This window comes from Streptomyces speibonae (assembly GCF_984686075.1).
Genome location: NZ_OZ480260.1, coordinates 6,783,673 through 6,805,303 on the forward strand (window position 1 = coordinate 6,783,673; position 21,631 = coordinate 6,805,303).

At 72.1% G+C, this 21,631-nt stretch carries 16 protein-coding genes; 8 read left to right on the plus strand and 8 right to left on the minus strand.

The window, feature by feature from the left end; all coding sequences use genetic code 11:
- Positions 1-23 precede the first annotated feature (23 nt).
- The gene (locus AC5L3C_RS30565; protein ID WP_125507875.1) at positions 24-707 is read left to right on the plus strand and encodes a hypothetical protein; all 684 of its coding nucleotides are present in this window, start codon (positions 24-26) and stop codon (positions 705-707) included.
- Positions 708-712: 5 nt separating this feature from the next.
- Here the strand turns inward: AC5L3C_RS30565 and AC5L3C_RS30570 are convergent, their stop codons facing one another.
- Together AC5L3C_RS30570 and AC5L3C_RS30575 are read right to left on the minus strand one after the other, a co-directional pair.
- Positions 713-2,692, minus strand: coding sequence for an ATP-dependent DNA helicase (locus AC5L3C_RS30570; RefSeq protein ID WP_493654093.1), 1,980 nt, complete (start codon positions 2,690-2,692; stop codon positions 713-715).
- Positions 2,677-3,663, minus strand: coding sequence for an aldo/keto reductase (locus AC5L3C_RS30575; RefSeq protein WP_493652224.1), 987 nt, complete (start codon positions 3,661-3,663; stop codon positions 2,677-2,679). Before AC5L3C_RS30575 ends, AC5L3C_RS30570 begins: the two co-directional genes overlap by 16 nt.
- A gap of 725 nt (positions 3,664-4,388) precedes the next feature.
- Between AC5L3C_RS30575 and AC5L3C_RS30580 the strand changes: the two genes are divergently transcribed.
- Positions 4,389-5,447, plus strand: coding sequence for an LLM class F420-dependent oxidoreductase (locus AC5L3C_RS30580; RefSeq protein WP_493652225.1), 1,059 nt, complete (start codon positions 4,389-4,391; stop codon positions 5,445-5,447).
- Between the two features lie 247 nt (positions 5,448-5,694).
- Positions 5,695-6,483: a ferritin-like domain-containing protein gene (locus AC5L3C_RS30585; protein WP_493652226.1), complete on the plus strand. Its 789-nt coding sequence runs from the start codon at positions 5,695-5,697 to the stop codon at positions 6,481-6,483.
- A 73-nt stretch (positions 6,484-6,556) separates the two neighbouring features.
- Here AC5L3C_RS30585 and AC5L3C_RS30590 read toward each other — a convergent pair whose 3' ends face one another.
- Positions 6,557-7,588: a magnesium and cobalt transport protein CorA gene (locus tag AC5L3C_RS30590; protein ID WP_493652227.1), complete on the minus strand. Its 1,032-nt coding sequence runs from the start codon at positions 7,586-7,588 to the stop codon at positions 6,557-6,559.
- A gap of 62 nt (positions 7,589-7,650) precedes the next feature.
- On the opposite strand from AC5L3C_RS30590, the gene AC5L3C_RS30595 reads away from it, so the two are divergent.
- The 4 genes from AC5L3C_RS30595 (at position 7,651) to mshC (ending at position 11,229) form a co-directional block, all read left to right on the plus strand.
- The gene (locus AC5L3C_RS30595; RefSeq protein ID WP_493652228.1) at positions 7,651-8,337 is read left to right on the plus strand and encodes a histidine phosphatase family protein; all 687 of its coding nucleotides are present in this window, start codon (positions 7,651-7,653) and stop codon (positions 8,335-8,337) included.
- A 100-nt stretch (positions 8,338-8,437) separates the two neighbouring features.
- On the plus strand, positions 8,438-9,028 hold the full coding sequence (locus AC5L3C_RS30600) for a DUF3090 domain-containing protein (RefSeq protein ID WP_125507887.1): 591 nt from the start codon (positions 8,438-8,440) through the stop codon (positions 9,026-9,028).
- Complete coding sequence (locus AC5L3C_RS30605) at positions 8,992-9,825, plus strand: SCO1664 family protein (protein ID WP_493652229.1); 834 nt, start codon at positions 8,992-8,994, stop codon at positions 9,823-9,825. Before AC5L3C_RS30600 ends, AC5L3C_RS30605 begins: the two co-directional genes overlap by 37 nt.
- Before the next feature lie 174 nt (positions 9,826-9,999).
- Positions 10,000-11,229, plus strand: a complete 1,230-nt coding sequence (gene mshC / locus AC5L3C_RS30610; protein WP_493652230.1) for a cysteine--1-D-myo-inosityl 2-amino-2-deoxy-alpha-D-glucopyranoside ligase — start codon at positions 10,000-10,002, stop codon at positions 11,227-11,229.
- A 75-nt stretch (positions 11,230-11,304) separates the two neighbouring features.
- Here the strand turns inward: mshC and AC5L3C_RS30615 are convergent, their stop codons facing one another.
- The 5 genes from AC5L3C_RS30615 to AC5L3C_RS30635 form a co-directional block, all read right to left on the minus strand.
- A complete protein-coding gene (locus AC5L3C_RS30615) occupies positions 11,305-12,291 on the minus strand; it encodes a PAC2 family protein (protein WP_493652231.1) in 987 nt (328 codons plus the stop codon).
- A gap of 245 nt (positions 12,292-12,536) precedes the next feature.
- Positions 12,537-14,153, minus strand: coding sequence for a glycerol-3-phosphate dehydrogenase/oxidase (locus AC5L3C_RS30620; RefSeq protein WP_125507894.1), 1,617 nt, complete (start codon positions 14,151-14,153; stop codon positions 12,537-12,539).
- Between the two features lie 8 nt (positions 14,154-14,161).
- Positions 14,162-15,700: a glycerol kinase GlpK gene (glpK, locus tag AC5L3C_RS30625; protein ID WP_493652232.1), complete on the minus strand. Its 1,539-nt coding sequence runs from the start codon at positions 15,698-15,700 to the stop codon at positions 14,162-14,164.
- A gap of 83 nt (positions 15,701-15,783) precedes the next feature.
- Complete coding sequence (locus AC5L3C_RS30630) at positions 15,784-16,578, minus strand: MIP/aquaporin family protein (RefSeq protein WP_493652233.1); 795 nt, start codon at positions 16,576-16,578, stop codon at positions 15,784-15,786.
- A gap of 358 nt (positions 16,579-16,936) precedes the next feature.
- Entirely contained in the window at positions 16,937-17,701 is a 765-nt protein-coding gene (locus AC5L3C_RS30635; RefSeq protein ID WP_125507900.1) for an IclR family transcriptional regulator, read from the minus strand.
- Between the two features lie 299 nt (positions 17,702-18,000).
- Between AC5L3C_RS30635 and metH the strand changes: the two genes are divergently transcribed.
- Positions 18,001-21,513 carry a methionine synthase gene (gene metH / locus AC5L3C_RS30640; RefSeq protein ID WP_493652235.1) on the plus strand — a complete coding sequence of 1,171 codons (3,513 nt, stop codon included), beginning with the start codon at positions 18,001-18,003 and terminating at the stop codon, positions 21,511-21,513.
- Positions 21,514-21,631: the final 118 nt, after the last annotated feature.

The following is a 21,631-nucleotide window of genomic DNA, read 5'->3' on the forward strand; positions in this document are numbered from 1 at the left end:
CCGGTACGGATAGCGTCTGCACTATGTCTGATGCTGCGCAGCCCACCGCTGCCGAGGTACGCGCCGCCGCCGAGGCGGTCAAGACCGCGCTCGACCGCCACCTGGCCGCGGTCGAACGCCGGTCGGGGGAGGACGACCCGGCCGTCTACGAGGCGTTCAACCAGCTGGCCGCGGCCGCGGAGACGTACGACGAACTGCTCTACGACCGCTACGACGAGGTCACCCCCTTCGAGATCCCGGGGGCCGAGGACACGCCGCCGTACACCGGCCCCGAGGAGCCGAGCGCGGTCAGCGTGCTGATCCGCCGCGACTACACCGTCGCGGAACCGCAGCGGCTGCTGGCGCACGCCGAGCGGATCGAGGCGGCGGACGACGAGGGCTCGGACGCCTCCGAGACCGTCCACGGCGCGCTCGGGCTGCTGTTCGGCGAGTTCGAGCCGGACGAGATCGCCTCCCGGCACAAGGAGTTCGGCCTCGAGGAGGGCGACTCCACGCTCTGGGTGACGGCGACGGACGAGCCCGCGGACCCCGGCGACTGGCTCGACGCGCCGTTCGAGGACGTGGACCCGCAGCACGTGATCTGCCGATTCGACGTCAGCGCCGTCTTCGACGAGGACGACACCGACGACGACACCGACGACGACCTGGAGGACCCCCGGCTGCCGACACTGGACGAGGACGAGGACCTGGAGCCGCTCGACCGCTGACCCGTTCAGCTCGCCCGGGGCGCCAGCAGCACCGGCAGCCGGGTCGTGCGCGGCTTGGCGGGCACCTCGGCCACGGCGCGCGGCAGCGCCTGCTCCACCCCGTGCACCACGGACAGATGCCGGTCGGCCCGGCTGAAGGCCGTGTACACCCAGGGCCGGCTCAGGGCCGGGGCGGCATCGCCGGGCAGCACGACCACCACCGCGGGCCACCGGCAGCCCGCCGCCTGGTGCGCCGTGAGCGCCCAGCCGTGCCGCACGGTCCGCTCCACCCGCTCGCGCGGTACGACGATCTCCTCGCCCCCGCACACCAGATGCAGCCCCTCGCCGTCGGCCCGCGCCACGCTCCCCGGCACCGTGTGCCCCGGAGCGGGGGAGTAGGCGATCCGGTCGCCCGGGTCGAACCCGCCGAAGCGCCCGGGCCCCGGGTTGAGCCGCTCCTTCAGCGCCGCGTTCAGTGCCCGCGTACCCACGGCGCCCCCGTGCCCGGGAGTGATCACCTGTGTCTCCTCAGCCGGCACCCCGATCGCGCGCGGCACGGAGTCCGCCACCAGCTGCACGGTCCGGTGCACGGCCTCACCCGCGTCCCGCACCGGCACGATCACGACTTCCTTGCCGGGCGCGGCCACCTGGTTCAGCTCGCCGACGCCGATACCGGAGACCAGTTCGCCCAGCGGGCCGGGGTCCGGCCGCCGTGAGGCGACCTGCGGACAGCACCGCGCCGCCAGCAGATCGGCGAACACCCGGCCGGGCCCCACCGACCACAGCACCCCGGGGTCCCCGGCCAGCACCAGCCGCGCCCCGTCCGGCAGCGACTCCGTCAGCAGCGCGGCGGCCTCGACATCCAGCTGCGGAGCATCCAGCACCGCCAGCACATCGACGTCCAGCGAACCATCGGCATCCCGCCCCGGCCCCTCGGCACCGGACAGCAGCCCGGCGACCGTGGCGACACCGGGACCGTCGACCAACGCGGCGAACCGCGCCCGCCCCACCGGACTGTGCGTCGCGGCCCAGACCCGCAGTCCCAGGCCGTGCGCCGCGTCCAGCAGCGCCGCGGGCTCGGCCAGCGAGGCCTCGCCGCCGGTGTGCAGCACCAGCCCGTGCCCGGCGACCGCGCGGATCAGCTCCCCCGCGGAACCCTCCGCGGCGTCCGCCGCGCGCTGCCACTCCTCGCCCTCCTGCTTGGGCACGGAGTCGGCCAGCCGGGCCAGACCGTCGGCGAGGCTCTCCTCCGCCATGGCCAAGCGCTCCAGCCCCACCAGAACCCGAACAGGCTCCTCCTCGTCCAGGCCGTCCTGGAAAACCAGAACATCCCCTTCCGCGATGGCGTTCTGCACCGCCTCCTCGGGCTGCGGAACACCCTGCCGCCCCAGTGCCTCGGCCAGCGCGGGCATCTCCAGCACGGTGTGCCCGGCCGGCGCCGCCTGCTCCAGCAGCCACACGGCGACCGCGCGTCCCCGCCGCTCGTCGCCGGGGCCGGCCTCGCCACCGAGCAGCGCCCGGGCGAACCCGTCGGCCTGCTCGGGCCGCACCCCGGTCACCCGCAGCAGCTGCCAGGGATCGTCCCGCAGGCGCTCGGCGGCACCCTCGCCGAGCGCACCGGCGGCCTCCGTGGCGAGCCCCTCCGGAGCGCCCCCCTGGACCAGCACCTCCCGCACCGCCGCGACGGCACCGGCGTCCGCCACCCGGACCGGCGCCTCGACGGGCGCCTGCCGCACTTCGGGAGCGGGCCGCCGGGGCGCGGGCCTGGCCTCCTCGACCACGGTGGCGGGGGGCTTCTCGCCGCTCTCCACGGCCCGTACGGCGGCCAGCAGATCGGCGGCCGTGCCGCTCAGCTTGGTGCCGGCCTCGATCGGCGCCCGCTCGGCCTTGCGCCGCTCGATCCGCTCCCGCTCGAGACGCTGGGCGGCCAGCTCGGCCTCGGCCTCGGACACGTGCGCACCCTCGGCGTCGGGGCTCTCGGGCTCGGTGCTCACAGCGTGCTCCAGTCGTGATCGGGATACCGGTGCACGGGCGCCGACACGTCGTCCAGCGCCCGGCAGATCTCGTCAGGAAGACTAAGGGCCTCCACTGACAACGCCGCCGTGAGCTGCTGGGCGTTGCGCGAGCCGACGATGGGCGCGGTGACTCCGGGCCGGTCCCGGACCCAGGCGAGCGCCACCTGGAGCGGGGTCACGGCGAGCCCGTCCGCCGCGGTCGTCACGGCGTCCACGATCCGGCTCGCCGTGTCGTCGAGGTAGGGCGCGACGAAGGGCGCGAGGTGTTCCGAGGCGCCGCGGGAATCCGGCGGGGCGGCGTCGCCCCGGTACTTGCCGCTCAGCACGCCCCGGCCGAGCGGGGAGGACGGCAGGAGCCCTATCCCCAGATCGAGGGCGGCGGGCAGCACCTCGCGCTCCACGCCGCGCTGCAGCAGCGAGTACTCCATCTGCGTACTCGCCAGCCGGGTCCGCGTCCCCGGCACGGCCAGCTGCCAGGTCGCCGCCTTGGCCAGCTGCCAGCCGCAGAAGTTGGAGACGCCGGCGTAGCGCACGCGGCCGCTGCCGACAGCGATGTCGAGCGCCTGAAGGGTCTCGTCCAGCGGGGTGGCGGGGTCGTAGGCGTGGATGTGCCACACGTCGACGTAGTCGGTGCCGAGACGGGACAGGGAGGCGTCCAGCGCGGAGAGCAGATGGCCCCGGGAGCCGTCGAACCGGCGGTCGGGGTCGGGGACGCTGCCGGCCTTGGTCGAGATCACGAGGTCCCGGCGCGGCACGAGGCCGTCCATGAGCCGTCCGAGCAGATACTCGGCCTCTCCGTCGCCGTACACGTCGGCGGTGTCGACGAGGGTGCCGCCGGCTTCCCAGAAGGTCTTCAGCAGATCCGCCGCGTCGTGCTCGTCGGTGTCCCGACCCCAGGTCAGGGTCCCGAGTCCGATCCGGGACACGCGCAGGCCGGTACGGCCGAGATGCCTCTGCTCCATGAACGCCGAGATTACTGGCCGGAGCCGCGAGTGCGGGCGCCTGTGGACCACCGATTTCCGTGATGCTCTGACCGACGGGGTGTGCTGCCGCGCCCGGCACCTCACAGGCGCCCTGTGCTGGGGCGGCCCGGGAGGCGTCTGCGCAGCCCGGCGCCAGAGGGGTGCCTCCCCCACTCTCGGCTTCGCTCGAGCGGGAGGTACCCCCATGAGCGGGGGGACCCCCATCGCCCTGGGGGCACCTCCCAGGCCCTTAAGGCTCTGGGGGAGGCACGACTGCCCGCGGAGCGCGGAGGCGTGCCTGCGGATCGCGGCGGTAGCCGCGGAGGGCGGCAGGCAGGCCGCCCAGCTGCGGCGCGGATCGCGGGCAGCGACGGCGCGGATCGCGCGGCTCGCGGGGAGCGGCGGCGCGCAGGCCGCCGCCCGCAGGCCGCCGCCCGCAGCGCGCAGTCCGCGGCGTGCGGCAGGCGCGGGCGGCGGGGAGGGGACGGGACGGGGGTGTGCGCCCGCAGTGGCTGGCGCGTCCGCACCGCCCACCCCCACCAGCAAGCTCGATCGCGCCAGTCCGAGGACGTACACCCCCGGCCCGGCCCCGCACCACCCACCCCCCGTAGGCGCTACGCGCACCCCCACCGGAGGGACAGCGGCGCCGCAGGCACCCACCCCACCCACCGGAGGTATAAGGTCAGCGCACAAGCGACGTTACTCATCGGTAAGGGGAGACGGCCATGCAGCTAGGGATCAACCTCGGCTACTGGGGCGCCGGAATGGACGCGGACAACCTCGCCGTGGCCCAGGAAGCCGACCGCCTCGGATACGCGGTCTGCTGGGCCGCCGAGGCCTACGGCTCCGACGCCGCCACCGTGCTCACCTGGGTCGCCGCCCAGACCGAGCGCATCGACGTCGGCTCCGCCATCTTCCAGATCCCCGCCCGTCAGCCCGCGATGACCGCGATGACCGCGGCCACCCTCGACTCCCTCTCCGGCGGCCGCTTCCGCCTCGGCCTCGGCGTCTCCGGCCCCCAGGTCTCCGAGGGCTGGTACGGCGTCAAGTTCGACAAGCCCCTCGCCCGCACCCGCGAGTACGTCGAGATCATCCGCAAGGCCATGACCCGCGAACGCCTCACCCACGACGGCGAACACTGGACGCTCCCCCTCCCCGGCGGCCCCGGCAAGCCCATCAAGCTCACCGTGCACCCGCAGCGCGAGCACATCCCCCTCTACATCGCCGCCATCGGCCCGAAGAACCTCGAACAGACCGGCGAGATCGCCGACGGCGCCCTGCTGATCTTCCCCTCCGCCGAGCACCTCGAGGAAACCGCCGTCCGGCACCTCCGCGCCGGCCGCGAAAAGGCCGGCAAGACCCTCGACGGCTTCGACATCTGCCCCACGGTCCCCCTGGCCGTCGGCGAGGACAAGGACATCACCACCCTCGCCGACACCTTCCGCCCCTACACCGCGCTGTACGTCGGCGGCATGGGCAGCCGCAAGCAGAACTTCTACAACCAGCTCGCCCGCCGCATGGGCTACGAGCAGGAGGCCGCCGACATCCAGGACAAGTACCTGGCCGGCGACAAGCAGGCCGCAGCCGCGGCCGTCCCCCACGACCTGATCGACAAGACGACGCTCCTCGGTTCCGTGGACCGTATCGCCGACCGCATGAAGGCCTACGCCGCCGCCGGCGTCACCACCCTCACCCTCGCCCCGGCCGGCTTCACGCTCGACGAGCGCCTCGCGTCGCTCCGCGCCGGCACCGAGGCCCTGGAGCGAGCCGGCCTCGCCTCCTGAACCTCCGACCGCAAAGTCATCGCGGCCGTGGTGGGGGCTCGGGGGTCCACCCCGCCACGGCCGTCACCCACATCAACGCCCCACCTCTCCCGCGGTTACGCCCCGATGCACCCGCGCACGTACTCCTTTTGGCGGAGTTGTCCGACACGCCTGTTGCCGCGCCCGGCCACGCGCATTTGACTCGTTCTTTGCGGAACCGCAGCAGCCAGCACCGCGGAGCCCGCGGAGAGCGGAGAGGTGGCCCATCATGCTTTCGGCGAAGAGCCTGTTCCAGGAGATTCTCGACAACAACGAGTCGTTCGCCCTGTTCTGCTCCATCGCGGCCAGCGGCGAGTCCCAGGGAGGCTGGGAGAACGCCCGCATCGCCGCGCTGGTCCCCGAATCCCAGCGCGAACTCGCCCCCAAGATCACCCGGCACGGCGCCGACGAGGACAAGCACGGCCGCATCTTCAACGCGTTGCTGAAGAAGCGCGGCCTGCAGCCCGTCCCGGTGCCCCCGGAGACCGACTACACGATGCTCCTGGAGAAGCACGGCATCGGCCTGGCCCACGACCAGCTCAAACGCGACGAGCCCCTCACGGTCCAGGACATCGTGACCTACCTCGCCCACAGCAGGGTCACCGAACAGCGCGCCTCCGAGCAGATGGAACTGCTCCGCAAGCACTTCACCGACCACCCGGACCTCGGCCGCGCGGTCAGGATGATCTCGAACGACGAGGACAACCACCTCGCCTACTGCCACGAGGAACTGCTGCGCTTCGCGTACGCCGGACACGGCAGAACCATCCAGCGCACCCTGCGCGAGTGCGCGCTCGCGGAGATCCGCATCTACCGGGACGTGAGCCTCGCGGTGATGGCCCACATGGGCCGCATCCTGGGCTGGCCCAAGCCCAAGGCGGCGGTCCTGGCGGCCGGCATCCACGCCGTGTACGCGTACGAACGCGCGGGCGGCTGGCGCCGCATGGTCTCCCTGAGAATGCCGGACCGCCGCAACGCGCTGGGCGGCCCCGCCACCCCGGAACCGGAAGCCGCCTGACCCGAACCGGAAACGGCCCGACCCGAACCACAGACCACCCCCACCTCACCCCCACCTCACCCCCCACCCCGGCTCACATCCACCCCCGCCGCTTGAACAGCCGGTACAACAACACCTCCAGCCCGCCCATCACCACGATCACCACCGGATACGACCACTCCCACCGCAACTCCGGCATGTGCTCGAAGTTCATCCCGTAGATCCCCGCGATCATCGTGGGGATCGCGGCCATAGCCGCCCACGCGGAGATCTTCCGCATGTCGTCGTTCTGCCGCACGCTCATCTGCGCCAGATGCGCCGAGAGGATGTCCGAGACCAGCCGGTCCAGCCCTTCCACGGACTCGTTCACCCGGGTGAGGTGATCGTGCACGTCACGGAAGAACGGCCGTGCCTTCTCCTCCACGAACGGCACCCCCGCCCCGAACGCACCGCCCCCGCCGACCCCGCCCGCCCCCGACGAGACCCCCACCCCGGCCAGTCGCGTCATCGGCAGCGCCAGCGGTCCCGTGGCCCGGCGGAACTCCAGGATCTGCCGCTTGAAGCCGTAGATCCGCGAGGCGGTGTTCCGCGAGCCGCCCCCCTCCGGGCTGAAGACCTCGGCCTCCAGCTCCTCCAGGTCGGTCTGCAGCTCCGTCGCCACCTCCAGATAGTGGTCGACGACGGCGTCGGACACCGCGTACAGCACCGCCGTGGGCCCCTCGCCCAGCAGCTCGGGCTCCCGCTCCAGCCGGTTGCGCACCACCGCCAGCGGCGCGCCCTTCCCGTGCCGCACGGTCACCGCGAACGAGTCGCCCAGGAAGATCATGATCTCGCCGGAGGTGACGGTGTCGCTCCGCGGCTCGTACACCACCGGCTTCAGGACGACGAACAGCGAGTCGTCGTACACCTCGAGCTTGGGGCGCTGATGCGCCTTGAGGGCGTCCTCCACCGCCAGCGGATGCAGCCCGAACTCCTGCGAGACCAGCGCGAACTCCTCCGCCGACGGCTCATGCACCCCGATCCAGACGAAGCCCCCCGCCGACCGCGCCTCCTGAAGCGCGTCGGAGAAGTCACGGGGCCCCTCCGACCGACGGCCCTCCCGGTAGATGGCACAGTCGACGATCACGAAACGTCTTCTCCTTCCTCGTCCCGGACACCGCACGCCCGGGTACGCCTACCCTGGGCCGCATGCCCACGTTGCTCCTGGTCCGGCACGGACGTTCGACCGCCAACACCGAGGGACTGCTCGCCGGCCGGACGCCCGGCGTCGCCCTCGACGACCGCGGGGCCGCGCAGGCCGCCGCACTGCCCGGGCGGCTCGCCGAGCTGCCCCTGGCCGAGATCGTCACCAGCCCGCTCCAGCGGTGCCGGGAGACGATCCGGCCGCTGCTGGACGCCCGCCCCGGCGCGAGCGCGCACACCGAGGAGCGCATCGGCGAATGCGACTACGGCGACTGGACCGGCCGTAAACTCGCCGAGCTCAAGGACGAGCCGCTCATGGAGGTCGTGCAGGCACACCCGTCGGCGGCGGCATTCCCCGGCGGGGAGTCCATGCGCGCGATGCAGACGCGCGCCGCGGAGGCGGTGCGCGAGTGGAACGCGCGCGTGGAGCGCGACCACGGCGCCGACGCCGTGTATCTCATGTGCTCGCACGGCGACATCATCAAGTCTCTCGTCGCGGAGGCACTGGGACTTCATCTGGACCTCTTCCAGCGGATCACCGTTGAACCGTGTTCCATCACCGCGATCCGTTACACACGGCTGCGCCCGTTTCTCGTCCGCCTCGGCGACACCGGCGACTTCGCGTCGCTGGCACCGCGCGAGGAGCCGCCCGCCGACGACGCCACGGTCGGGGGCGACGCGGGCGCACCGTGATCGTCCGCCGCAGTAGGGTGAAGCGATCGCAGGAGTGCGCCGTACGTCCGTACCCCGTGAACAGTCCGCCCGTACCCACGACTCTCAATGGAGACAGGACGTGTCCCGTCAGGTGTTCCTCTACGACCAGCCGGAACGTTTTGTGGCCGGCACGGTCGGACTGCCAGGGCGCCGTACGTTCTTCCTCCAGGCCTCCGCCGGCTCCCGGGTGACCAGCGTGGCCCTGGAGAAGACCCAGGTCGCGGCGCTCGCCGAGCGCATGGACGAACTTCTCGACGAGGTCGTACGCCGCAGCGGCGGCAGCGCCGCGGTGCCCGCCATGGCGCCGACCGAGGTCGCCGACACCGCGCCGCTGGACACGCCCGTGGAGGAGGAGTTCCGCGTCGGCACCATGGCGCTCGCCTGGGACGGCGAGGAGCAGCGCATGATCGTCGAGGCCCAGGCGCTCGTCGAACTGGACGCCGACTCCGAGGAGGACCTGGCCGAGGCCGAGGAGCGGCTGCTCCAGGACGAGGAGAACGGGCCCCCGATGCTCCGCGTCCGCCTCACCGGCGCGCAGGCCCGGGCCTTCGCCAAGCGCGCCCTGGACGTCGTCAACGCGGGGCGGCCGCCGTGTCCGCTGTGCAGCCTCCCGCTCGACCCGGAGGGACATGTATGTCCGCGCCAGAACGGATACCGCCGCGGAGCGTGACGACCGTCGACCCGGACGCCGGCACGCTGCTCGCCCGCGGCGAGCTGACCGTGCGCGGACGCATCCGTGAGGCGTCCAACGCGGCGCTGTACTGCACCGTCACCCACGAGGGACGCGAGGCCGTCTGCGTCTACAAGCCGGTCGAGGGGGAGCGGCCCCTGTGGGACTTCCCCGACGGCACGCTCGCCGGGCGCGAGGTCGCCGCGTACGAGGTCTCGGAGGCGACCGGATGGGGCCTCGTCCCGCCCACCGTGCTGCGTGACGGCCCGTACGGCGAGGGCATGTGCCAGCTGTGGATCGACACGGCGCCCGGCACGGAGCTCCTCGCCCTGGTGGACGGGGAGGAGCCGGAGCCGGGCTGGAAGGCCATCGGCTTCGCCGAGGTCGGCCCGGGCCGCACCGCCCTGCTCGTGCACGCCGACGACGAGCGGCTGCGCCGGCTCGCCGTGTTCGACGCGGTGATCAACAACGCCGACCGCAAGGGCGGCCACCTCCTGCCCACCGCGGACGGACGGCTGTACGGCATCGACCATGGCGTCACCTTCAACGCCGAGAACAAACTGCGCACGCTGCTGTGGGGCTGGGCGGGCGAGCCCCTGCCGCAGGAGGCCCTCGGCGTGCTGGAGCGCCTGAGGGACGCTCTCAGCGCCACAGGCCCGCTCACCGCGGTCCTGACCCCCCTGATCACCCGCGCGGAGATCGACGCCACACGCGCCCGTGTCGAGTCCCTGCTCAGCACCGGGGTGCACCCGCAGCCGGGCACCGAATGGCCGGCCATTCCCTGGCCCCCTGTTTGACCGCTCGGCGGCCCCGCGCCGGCCGGGTCCCGCCAGGGTGCCCACCGCCCCCCTCCCGCCCGCGCGGGACGCGGCCGGGGGAGCACACCGCGCGGAGGTGTGCAAGAGGGCCCTCCCGGTCATCCGGCCTGCTCCGGTTGTTATACGGAACTCCGGTCCGGTTAGGCTCGTGGCATGCATGCCTGGCCCGCTTCCGAGGTCCCCGCCCTGCCCGGTCAGGGCCGCGACCTGAGGATCCACGACACCGCGACCGGGGGCCCGATCACCCTCGACCCCGGTCCCGTCGCCCGTATCTACGTCTGCGGCATCACCCCCTACGACGCCACCCACATCGGACACGCGGCGACCTACAACGCGTTCGACCTGGTGCAGCGCGTGTGGCTCGACACCAAGCGGCAGGTTCACTACGTCCAGAACGTCACCGACGTCGACGACCCGCTGCTGGAGCGGGCCGAGCGGGACGGCGTCGACTGGACCGCGCTCGCCGAGCGCGAAACCGCGCTGTTCCGTGAGGACATGACGGCCCTGCGGATACTGCCGCCGCGGCACTACACAGGCGCCGTCGAGGCGATACCCGGCATCGTCCCGATCGTCGAACGGCTGCGTGATCTCGGCGCGACCTACGAGATCGAGGGCGACATCTACTTCTCCGTCGAGTCCGACCGGCACTTCGGCCAGGTCTCCCACCTCGACGCCGCCGCGATGCGCCTGCTGTCCGCCGAGCGCGGCGGCGACCCGGACCGCCCGGGCAAGAAGAACCCCGTCGACCCGATCCTCTGGACGGCCGCCCGCGAGGGCGAGCCGAGCTGGGACGGGGGCTCCCTCGGCCGGGGCCGGCCCGGCTGGCACATCGAGTGTGTGGCCATCGCCCTCGAGCACCTCGGCATGGGGTTCGACGTCCAGGGCGGCGGCTCCGACCTGGTCTTCCCGCACCACGAGATGGGCGCGTCGCACGCCCACGTGCTCACCGGCGAATTCCCCATGGCCAAGGCGTACGTCCACGCCGGCATGGTCGCCCTGCACGGCGAGAAGATGTCCAAGTCCAAAGGCAACCTGGTGTTCGTGTCGCGGCTGCGGCGCGACGGCGTGGACCCGGCGGCGATCCGGCTGGCGCTGCTCGCCCACCACTACCGCGCGGACTGGGAGTGGACCGACCAGGTCCTCCGGGACGCCGTGACCCGCCTGGACCACTGGCGCGCCGCCGTCTCCCGGCCCGACGGCCCGCCCGCCCACGCGCTGGTCGAGGAGATCCGCGACGCCCTCGCCAACGACCTGGACGCCCCGGCCGCGCTGGCGGCCGTCGACCGCTGGGTCCTCCTCCAGGAGGAGACCGGAGGCACCGACACCGGCGCCCCCGGCGTCGTCTCCCGCGCGGTGGACGCCCTGCTCGGCGTGGCACTGTAAACGGCCGGAGACCCCGGCGACACGACGAGGGCGCCCCTTCCTCCCGGGAAGGGGCGCCCTCGTCGTTCGCTCCGGTCAGTCCTCCGACGACTCCTCACCGTCCGCGTCGGCCTCCGGCTTGGGCGGCTTCGGCGGCCGTGCCCTCCCGCCCGGGCCCTCCCGCCGGTACGACGTTCCGTCCGAGCCGTCCGCCGTGGCGTGGCCGCCCGGCGGTCCCGACGCCCCGTCACGGCGCCGCAGATAGCGCTCGAACTCGCGGGCGATCGCCTCGCCCGACGCCTCCGGCAGCTCGGCGGTGTCCCGGGCCTCCTCCAGCGTCTGCACGTACTCGGCCACCTCGCTGTCCTCCGCGGCCAGTTGGTCCACGCCCACCTGCCAGGCACGCGCGTCCTCGGCCAGCTCGCCCAGCGGGATGCGCACGTCGATCAGGTCCTCCAGACGGTTCAGGAGGGCCAGCGTGGCCTTCGGGTTGGGCGGCTGTGAGACGTAGTGCGGGACCGCGGCCCACAGCGACACCGCGGGCACGCCCGCGTGGGTGCACGCCTCCTGGAGGATGCCGACGATGCCCGTGGGGCCCTCGTACTTGGTCTCCTCCAGCTCCATGCGGCGGGCCAGGTCCGGATCCGACGTGGTCCCGCTGATGGGGACCGGACGGGTGTGCGGGGTGTCGCCGAGCAGCGCGCCCAGCACGACCACCAGCTCCACGCCCAGTTCGTGGGCGAAGCCGAGGAGCTCGTTGCAGAACGAACGCCACCGCATGGACGGTTCGATGCCGCGGACCAGTACCAGGTCGCGCGGCTTCTCCCCGCCGATCCGGACCACCGACAGCCGCGTCGTCGGCCAGGTCACCTTGCGGACGCCGCCGTCCATGAACACCGTGGGACGGTTCACCTGGAAGTCGTAGTAGTCCTCGGCGTCCAGCGCCGCGAACACCTCGCCCTTCCACTCCCTGTCCAGGTGCGCGACCGCGGTGGAGGCGGCGTCACCGGCATCGTTCCAGCCCTCGAACGCGGCCACCATGACCGGGTCGATCAGCTCGGGAACCCCCTCGAGCTCGATCACCCAGCGCCTCCTTCCGACGTGCCCTCGCGTACGCCCCAACCTTACGGCGTGCCCAGCGGGCTCCCGCAGCCCCCTGACAAGGGGAGTGCCCCCATCACTGCCCCGCCCGACACCGGGAAACACCCCGTGCCAGGCAGGGGCACAGGTGCGGTCCGGGGCCGGCATGCGACAGGGGCGGCTCCGTCGGCGCGGAGCCGCCCCTCTTCCGCTGCCGGCTTCCGTGCGGGGGAGCCGGGGGCCGCCGGTCACCTCCGGTCGAGCAGCTCCTGGACGTCCGCGCGGACCTCGTCCGTGGCCAGGCCCCGGATCGTCAGCGTGGTGCGGCGCCGCAGCACGTCGTCCGCGGTCTGCGCCCACTCGTGGTCCCGGGCCCAGACGACCTGCGCCCAGATCTCCGGGGCGTCCGGGTGGACGCGCCGGCCCAGCGCCGGGTCCTCGTTGGCCAGCCGGGCGATGTCGAAGGCGAGCGAACCGTAGTGGGTGGCCAGGTGCCTGGCGGTGTCCGCGGCCATGCGCGGGCCGGGCGCGGGGCCGTCCACCAGCAGCCGGTGGGCGACCGCGCGGGGGTTGGCCACACCCGGCAGCGGCAGCTTCTTCGGCAGCGCGGAGACCGGCTCGAAGTCCTCGCCCAGCGGGTGTCCGGGCAGCGACTGGAGCTTGTGCATCACGGTGCGGCCGATGTGGCGGAACGTGGTCCACTTGCCGCCCGCGACGGACAGCATCCCGCCCCGGCCCTCGGTGACGACCGTCTCCCGCTTGGCCTTGGCGGTGTCCCCGGGGCCGCCCGGCAGCACCCGCAGACCGGCGAAGGCGTAGGTGATCAGGTCACGGTCGAGCTGCTGGTCGCGGATGGAGAACGCGGCCTCGTCGAGTATCTGCGCGGTGTCCTTCTCGGTGACCGAGACATCCGCCGGGTCGCCCTCGTACGCCTCGTCGGTGGTGCCGAGCAGCAGCATGTCCTCCCAGGGGAGGGCGAAGGTGATGCGGTACTTGTCGATCGGGGTGGCGAGCGCGGCCCTCCAGGGGGAGGTCCGCTTCAGGACCAGATGCGCGCCCTTCGACAGACGGATGGACGGTGCCGCATCGGGGTCCTCCATACGGCGCAGGTGGTCGACCCAGGGGCCGGTGGCGTTCAGCACCAGGCGGGCGTTGACGCCGAACTCCTCGCCCGAGAGGCGGTCGCGCAGTTCGGCACCGGTGACCCGGCCCTTGGTGAAGCGCAGGCCCGTCACCTCGGCGTGGTTGAGGACCACGGCGCCCGACTCGGCCGCCGCGCGGACGGTCATCAGCGCCATGCGCGCGTCGTTCATCTGGTCGTCGCCGTAGACGGCGACGGCCTTGAGGTTCTCGGTGCGCAGCTCGGGCACGTCCTGCGCGGCCTTGGCCGGGGAGAGCAGGTGGCCGACGCCGTCACCGAAGGCGGACAGCGCCGAGTACGCGAAGACGCCGGCGCCGAGCTTCGCCGCGCCGTGCGGCCCGCCCTTGTACACGGGGAGGTAGAACGTGAGCGGGTTCGACAGGTGGGGGGCCACCTGACGGGAGACCGCACGGCGCTCGAAGTGGTTCTCCGCCACCAGCTTCACGGCACCGGTCTGCAGGTAGCGCAGACCCCCGTGGAGCAGCTTGGAGGAGGCGGAGGAGGTGGCGCCGGCGAAGTCGCCGGCGTCCACCAGAGCCACCCTGAGGCCGGACTGCGCGGCGTGCCAGGCGGTGGAGATGCCCAGGATGCCGCCGCCGATCACGAGAAGGTCGTACGACGCCTTGGAGAGCTGCTCCCGGGTCTCGGCGCGGCTCGGGTTCGAGCCGGACGCCGGGCGCGTCCCCAGGGCAGGCACGGTCTGCAGGGTGGACTGGGTGGTCATGGCGGTTCTTACTCCTCGTCCTCGAGCCAGCCCATGGTCCGCTCGACGGCCTTGAGCCAGCTCTTGTACTCACGGTCGCGGGTCTCCGCGTCCATGCGGGGGGTCCACTCGGCGGCCCGCCGCCAGTTGGCGCGCAGGTCGTCGGTGCTGTTCCAGAAGCCGACGGCCAGGCCGGCGGCGTAGGCGGCGCCGAGGCAGGTGGTCTCGGCGACCATCGGACGCACCACGGGGGCGTCCAGGAAGTCCGAGAGCGTCTGCATCAGCAGGTTGTTGGAGGTCATGCCGCCGTCGACCTTGAGGGCGGTGAGCTCCACGCCGGAGTCCTTCGTCATGGCGTCCGCGATCTCCCGCGTCTGCCAGGCGGTGGCCTCCAGCACGGCGCGCGCGAGGTGCGCCTTGGTGACGTACCGGGTCAGGCCCGCGATCACACCGCGGGCGTCGGAGCGCCAGTACGGGGCGAACAGGCCGGAGAAGGCCGGCACGAAGTAGGCGCCGCCGTTGTCCTCCACGGACAGCGCGAGGGTCTCGATCTCGGCGGCCGTGGAGATCAGGCCCATCTGGTCGCGCATCCACTGCACCAGGGATCCGGTGACGGCGATCGAGCCCTCCAGGGCGTAGACCGTGTCCTGGTCGCCGATCTTGTAGCCGACGGTGGTCAGCAGGCCGCTGTAGGAGTTGATGATCTTGTCACCGGTGTTCATCACCATGAAGGTGCCGGTGCCGTAGGTCGACTTGGTCTCGCCCTCGGAGAAGCAGGTCTGGCCGAACAGGGCCGCCTGCTGGTCGCCCAGCGCGGAGGCGACCGGGATGCCGCCGAGCAGGTCGCCCAGCTTGCCGCCCTTGATCTCGCCGTAGACCTCGGCGGAGGAGCGGATCTCGGGCAGCATCGCCAGCGGCACGCCGATGGACTCGGCGATCTTCTCGTCCCACCGCATGGTGTGCAGGTTCATCAGCATGGTGCGGGAGGCGTTGGTGACGTCGGTGACGTGGTGGCCGCCGTCGACGCCGCCGGTCAGGTTCCAGATGACCCAGGTGTCCATGGTGCCGAAGAGGATGTCGCCGGCCTCGGCGCGCTCCTTGAGCCCTTCGACGTTGTCGAGCAGCCAGCGCGCCTTGGGGCCGGCGAAGTAGGAGGCGAGGGGGAGACCGGTCTCGCGGCGGAAGCGGTCCTGGCCGACGTTGCGGCCGAGCTCGCGGCACAGGGCGTCGGTGCGGGTGTCCTGCCAGACGATGGCGTTGTGGACGGGCTCGCCGGTGTTCCTGTCCCACAGCACGGTGGTCTCGCGCTGGTTGGTGATGCCGATGGCCTTGATGTCGTCGCGGGTGATGCCCGCCTTCTCGACGGCTCCGGCGACCACCTCCTGGACGTTGGTCCAGATCTCGGTGGCGTCGTGCTCGACCCAGCCCGGCTTGGGGAAGATCTGCTCGTGTTCCTTCTGGTCGACGGAGACGATGCGTCCGTCGCGGTCGAAGACGATGCAGCGGGACGAGGTGGTGCCCTGGTCGATGGCTGCGATGAACGGGCCGGCGGTGTGGGCGTCGGTCACTGTGTGCTCCTGGCTGTTCCTTGGTTACGGGGCTGTATGTGCGGCGCTTCTACAACATTCGCTGTTTTCTGCGACTCGGTCACCTACGCGATGGCGACGTTGTAGAGACCGGCCGCGAGAGCGCCGCCGATCAGCGGTCCCACCACCGGGACCCAGGCGTACGACCAGTCCGAGCCGCCCTTGTTCGGCAGCGGCAGCAGGGCGTGCACGATGCGCGGTCCGAGGTCGCGGGCCGGGTTGATCGCGTACCCGGTCGGGCCGCCGAGGGACAGACCGATCGAGACGACCACGAGCGCCGTGATCAGACCGCCCAGCACACCGAGGCCGTTGCCCGCGTCGTTGAGGCCCTGGGTGAGCACGGCCAGCAGCAGTACCGCGGTGCCGATGATCTCCGTGGTGAGGTTCTGCACCGTGTGCCGGATCTCCGGGCCGGTGGAGAAGATGCCGAGCACGGGGCCCGCGCCCTTCTCCTGCGCCTCGACGGACTTGGCGGCGGTGGCCTGGGCCCCCGGACCGCCGACGATCTCCTTGTCGGTGAGGTGCGCGTGGAACTGGCCGTAGTAGGCCGCCCAGACCAGGGTCGCACCGATCATCGCGCCGAGGAACTCACCGGCGAAGTAGGTCGGAACGTTGCTCCACTCGTCGTCCTTGATGGCGAGCGCCACGGTCACGGCCGGATTGAGGTGGGCGCCGGAGAGGGGCCCCGCGATGTACACCGCCGTCATGACGGCGAAGCCCCACCCGAAGGCGATGGCGAGCCAGCCGGCGTTGCGGGCCTTGGAGGCCTTGAGCGTCACGGCGGCACACACGCCGCCGCCGAGCAGGATGAGTATGGCGGTACCGATGGTCTCGCCGATGAAGATGTCGGAGCTGGACACCCGCGACTCCTTTGTCCTTCGTCCAGGGAGCCGACCCCCGGGTCCCACCGGGGATTGGCGCCCTCAGGGGTGAGAGCGATGCCGGCCCTTGGCGTTGTCACACTCTAGCGCGTATTGCCGGTAGGTGTTCGACAATGCCGACCGATGGACGGGAGTCTTTCCCGGCGTCACGGATGCGTCAAGAGTCTGGTTGCCGAAAACGGGATCGTTACTGATCGCCCGCGCCGCCGATCTCCGCGGCGCCTCCGCTGCCTGCCCGCGCATGCGCCCGGCCGCCCCCCCCCGCGGGTGCGCACGCCCGCACGCGCGAAGGCGACCGGAATGCCGTACGGCACCCCGGTCGTCCTCCGTCGTGGGCTCAGAAGCGCGCGGCGCCCAGGTCCCGCGAGACCGCGCGGGCGCAGTCCCGCACCGCCGCGATCAGCTCGGGCCGCAGCTCGCCGTCCCGGCGCAGCCGCTCCACCGCCCCGGCGATGCCGACCGCGCCCACCGGCATGCGCCGCCGGTCGTGGATGGGGGCGGCGAGGGAGGCGACACCCTCCCAGGTCTCCTCCACGTCCGCCGCGTACCCGCGCGCGCGGGTGAGGTCGAGGATGTGCTCGAAGGCGTCGAGGTCGCACACCGTGCGGTCGGTGAAGGCCTTGCGGTCGGCCTCCAGGGCCTCGCTGTGGGCCACCGGGTCGTAGGCCGACAGTACTTTGCCCAGGGCCGTGGAGTGCAGCGGCTGCATGGCGCCGATCTCCAGCACCTGCCGGCTGTCGTCGGGCCGGAAGACGTGGTGCACGATCAGCACGCCCTGCTGGTGCAGGACCCCGAGATAGACGCTCTCGCCGCTGGAACGGGCCAGGTCGTCCGTCCACACCAGGGCGCGCGCCCGCAGCTCGTGCACGTCGAGATAGGTGGTGCCCAGGCGCAGCAGCTCGGCGCCCAGCTGATAGCGCCCGGAGACGTCGTCCTGCTCGACGAACCCCTCCTGCTGGAGGGTGCGCAGGATGCCGTGGGCGGTGCCTTTGGCCAGGCCCAGCGACGAGGCGATGTCCGACAGGCCGAGCCGCCGCTCGCCGCCCGCGAGCAGCCGCAGCATCGCCGCCGCCCGTTCGAGCGACTGGATGTTCCGTGCCATCGCCGTCCTGCCTCCGTCCCCTTCGACCGCCGACCCGCGACGCGCCGCTGCCGATGTTCGGCAATGCCGAACACTACCGGTCCATGTCGACCTTGTGCCAATGGTCGGCCGGGATTCGGTCGGGCAACTCCTCCTCCGCACACCGCGTGTCGGCCATCATCGTCCGCCCCCTGGACGCCCTGAACATCAGGGCGCGGTCCCGGATACCCTGACGGCGTGCGCCCTGCCGGAAAGTGCGAACAGCAGCTTTCCGGACAGCCGCAAAGCCGACAGCCGTCGCACCTGAGGGAGCCCCTTTCATGGCCTCGTTGCCGCTGACCCCCGCCGCCGACAGCCGGACCCGCGCGTCCGCTCTCCGAGAGGCGCTCGCCACCCGCGTGGTGGTCGCCGACGGAGCGATGGGCACCATGCTCCAGGCCCAGGACCCCACCCTCGAGGACTTCCAGAACCTCGAGGGCTGCAACGAGATCCTGAACCTGACCCGCCCGGACATCGTCCGTTCGGTCCATTCCGCCTACTTCGACGCCGGAGTGGACTGCGTCGAGACCAACACCTTCGGCGCGAACCTGACCGCCCTGGGCGAGTACGACATCCCCGAGCGCGTCACCGAGCTGTCCGAGGCGGGCGCGCGCATCGCCCGCGAGGCCGCCGACGAGTTCGCCGCGCGGGACGGCCGGCCGCGCTGGGTCCTGGGCTCGATGGGCCCCGGCACCAAGCTGCCCACCCTCGGCCACACCACGTTCACCGCCATCCGCGACGCCTACCAGCAGAACGCGGAGGGACTGCTCGCCGGCGGCGCGGACGCGCTGCTGGTGGAGACGACGCAGGACCTGCTGCAGACCAAGGCCTCCGTGATCGCCGCCCGCCGCGCGATGGAGACCGCCGGGTACGACGTCCCGCTGATCGTGTCGGTGACGGTGGAGACCACGGGCACGATGCTGCTGGGCTCGGAGATCGGTGCGGCGCTGACGGCGCTGGAGCCCCTGGGCATCGACATGATCGGCCTGAACTGCGCCACCGGCCCGGCGGAGATGAGCGAACACCTGCGCTACCTCGCCCGCCACTCCCGCGTCCGGCTGTCCTGCATGCCGAACGCCGGCCTGCCGGAGCTGACCAAGGACGGTGCCCGCTATCCGCTGAGCGCGGGAGAGCTGGCGGACGCGCAGGAGACCTTCGTCCGCGACTACGGCCTGTCGCTGGTGGGCGGCTGCTGCGGCACCACGCCCGAGCACCTGCGCCGGCTCGTCGAGCGGGTCAGGGACGTGGCCCCGGCCGAGCGCGACCCGCGCCCGGAGCCCGGCGCCGCCTCCCTCTACCAGACCGTTCCGTTCCGCCAGGACACGTCCTACCTGGCGATCGGTGAGCGGACGAACGCGAACGGGTCGAAGAAGTTCCGCGAGGCGATGCTGGAGGGCCGCTGGGAGGCCTGTGTGGAGCTCGCGCGGGAGCAGATCCGCGAGGGCGCCCACATGCTCGACCTGTGTGTGGACTACGTCGGCCGGGACGGCGTGGCGGACATGCGGGAGCTGGCCGGCCGGTTCGCCACCGCCTCCACCCTGCCGATCGTGCTGGACTCCACCGAGGTGGACGTCATCCGGGCGGGGCTGGAGCAACTCGGCGGACGCGCGGTGATCAACTCGGTGAACTACGAGGACGGCGCGGGGCCGGAGTCCCGGTTCGCACGCGTGACCCAGCTGGCGCGGGAGCACGGGGCGGCGCTGATCGCGCTGACCATCGACGAGGAGGGGCAGGCCAGGACCGCCGAGAAGAAGGTCGAGATCGCCGAGCGGCTGATCGAGGACCTCACCGGCAACTGGGGCATCCACGAGGAGGACATCCTCATCGACTGCCTGACCTTCACCATCTGCACCGGCCAGGAGGAGTCCCGGCGCGACGGCCTGGCGACCATCGAGGGCATCCGCGAGCTGAAGCGGCGCCACCCGCGCGTGCAGACCACCCTGGGCCTGTCGAACATCTCCTTCGGGCTGAACCCGGCCGCCCGCATCCTGCTGAACTCCGTCTTCCTGGACGAGTGCGTCAAGGCGGGCCTGGACTCCGCGATCGTCCACGCGTCGAAGATCCTGCCGATCGCGCGGTTCAGCGAGGAGGAGGTCACCACCGCCCTGGACCTGATCCACGACCGGCGGCGCGAGGGCTACGACCCGCTGCAGAAGCTCATGCAGCTGTTCGAGGGCGCCACCGCGAAGTCCCTGAAGGCGGGCAAGGCCGAGGAGCTGGCCGCGCTGCCGCTGGAGGAGCGGCTGAAGCGGCGGATCATCGACGGTGAGCGCGACGGCCTGCAGGCCGACCTCGACGAGGCACTCCAGACGCGCAAGGCGCTGGACATCGTCAACGACACCCTGCTGGACGGCATGAAGGTGGTCGGCGAGCTGTTCGGCTCCGGGCAGATGCAGCTGCCGTTCGTGCTGCAGTCCGCCGAGGTGATGAAGAACGCGGTGGCGCATCTGGAGCCGCACATGGAGAAGACCGACGAGGCCGGCAAGGGCACGATCGTGCTGGCCACCGTGCGCGGGGACGTGCACGACATCGGCAAGAACCTGGTCGACATCATCCTGTCGAACAACGGCTACAACGTGGTCAACCTGGGCATCAAGCAGCCCGTCTCCGCGATCCTGGACGCCGCCGACCAGCACAAGGCCGACGTCATCGGCATGTCCGGCCTGCTGGTGAAGTCCACGGTGATCATGAAGGAGAACCTCGAGGAGCTCAACCAGCGCGGACTGGCGGCCGACTACCCCGTCATCCTCGGCGGCGCCGCCCTCACCCGCGCCTACGTCGAGCAGGACCTCCACGAGATCTACCAGGGCGAGGTCCGCTACGCCCGCGACGCCTTCGAGGGCCTGCGCCTGATGGACGCCCTCATCGGCATCAAGCGCGGCGTCCCCGGCGCCCAGCTCCCCGAGCTGAAGCAGCGCCGGGTCCGGGCCGCCACCGTGGAGATCGAGGAGCGTCCCGAGGCCGGACACGTCCGCTCCGACGTCGCCACCGACAACCCGGTCCCCGAGCCGCCCTTCTGGGGCACCCGCGTCATCAAGGGCATCCAGCTCAAGGAGTACGCGGCCTGGCTCGACGAGGGCGCCCTCTTCAAGGGCCAGTGGGGCCTCAAGCAGGCCCGCACCGGCGCGGGACCGACGTACGAGGAGCTCGTCGAGAGCGAGGGACGGCCCAGGCTGCGCGGGCTGCTGGACCGGCTGCAGACGGAGAACCTGCTGGAGGCGGCCGTGGTCTACGGCTACTTCCCGTGCGTCTCCAAGGACGACGACCTGATCATCCTGGACGAGCAGGGCAACGAGCGCACCCGCTTCACCTTCCCGCGCCAGCGCCGCGGACGCCGCCTGTGCCTGGCGGACTTCTTCCGCCCCGAGGAGTCCGGCGAGAGGGATGTCGTGGGCCTCCAGGTCGTCACCGTCGGCTCCCGCATCGGCGAGGAGACCGCGCGGATGTTCGAGGCCAACGCCTACCGCGACTACCTGGAGCTCCACGGGCTGTCCGTGCAGCTGGCCGAGGCGCTCGCCGAGTACTGGCACGCACGGGTGCGCTCCGAGCTCGGCTTCGCGGCGGAGGACCCGGCCGCGATGGAGGACATGTTCGCCCTGAAGTACCGCGGCGCCCGCTTCTCCCTCGGCTACGGCGCCTGCCCGGACCTGGAGGACCGCGCCAAGATCGCCGGTCTGCTCGAGCCGGAACGCATCGGCGTCCGCCTCTCCGAGGAGTTCCAGCTGCACCCGGAGCAGTCCACGGACGCCATCGTGATCCACCACCCGGAGGCCAAGTACTTCAACGCCCGCTGAGGCCCCGCGCGGCGTCGCACAGGTCACACCAGGCATGCGCGGCCCGCACGACGTACACTGGTCGGTCCACCGCAGGCCGGTTCCCCTCGTGGGAACCGGCCTGATCTTCCCTCAAGGA

What these genes read in the sequence shown, in the direction of transcription:
- AC5L3C_RS30635 (WP_125507900.1), bottom strand. Translation starts at nt 17,701, where the DNA reads ATGGCACGGAACATCCAGTCGCTCGAACGGGCGGCGGCGATGCTGCGG.
- metH (WP_493652235.1), top strand. Translation starts at nt 18,001, where the DNA reads ATGGCCTCGTTGCCGCTGACCCCCGCCGCCGACAGCCGGACCCGCGCG.
- AC5L3C_RS30585 (WP_493652226.1), top strand. Translation starts at nt 5,695, where the DNA reads ATGCTTTCGGCGAAGAGCCTGTTCCAGGAGATTCTCGACAACAACGAG.
- AC5L3C_RS30605 (WP_493652229.1), top strand. Translation starts at nt 8,992, where the DNA reads ATGTCCGCGCCAGAACGGATACCGCCGCGGAGCGTGACGACCGTCGAC.
- AC5L3C_RS30575 (WP_493652224.1), bottom strand. Translation starts at nt 3,663, where the DNA reads ATGGAGCAGAGGCATCTCGGCCGTACCGGCCTGCGCGTGTCCCGGATC.
- AC5L3C_RS30620 (WP_125507894.1), bottom strand. Translation starts at nt 14,153, where the DNA reads ATGACCACCCAGTCCACCCTGCAGACCGTGCCTGCCCTGGGGACGCGC.
- AC5L3C_RS30565 (WP_125507875.1), top strand. Translation starts at nt 24, where the DNA reads ATGTCTGATGCTGCGCAGCCCACCGCTGCCGAGGTACGCGCCGCCGCC.
- AC5L3C_RS30595 (WP_493652228.1), top strand. Translation starts at nt 7,651, where the DNA reads ATGCCCACGTTGCTCCTGGTCCGGCACGGACGTTCGACCGCCAACACC.
- AC5L3C_RS30580 (WP_493652225.1), top strand. Translation starts at nt 4,389, where the DNA reads ATGCAGCTAGGGATCAACCTCGGCTACTGGGGCGCCGGAATGGACGCG.
- mshC (WP_493652230.1), top strand. Translation starts at nt 10,000, where the DNA reads ATGCATGCCTGGCCCGCTTCCGAGGTCCCCGCCCTGCCCGGTCAGGGC.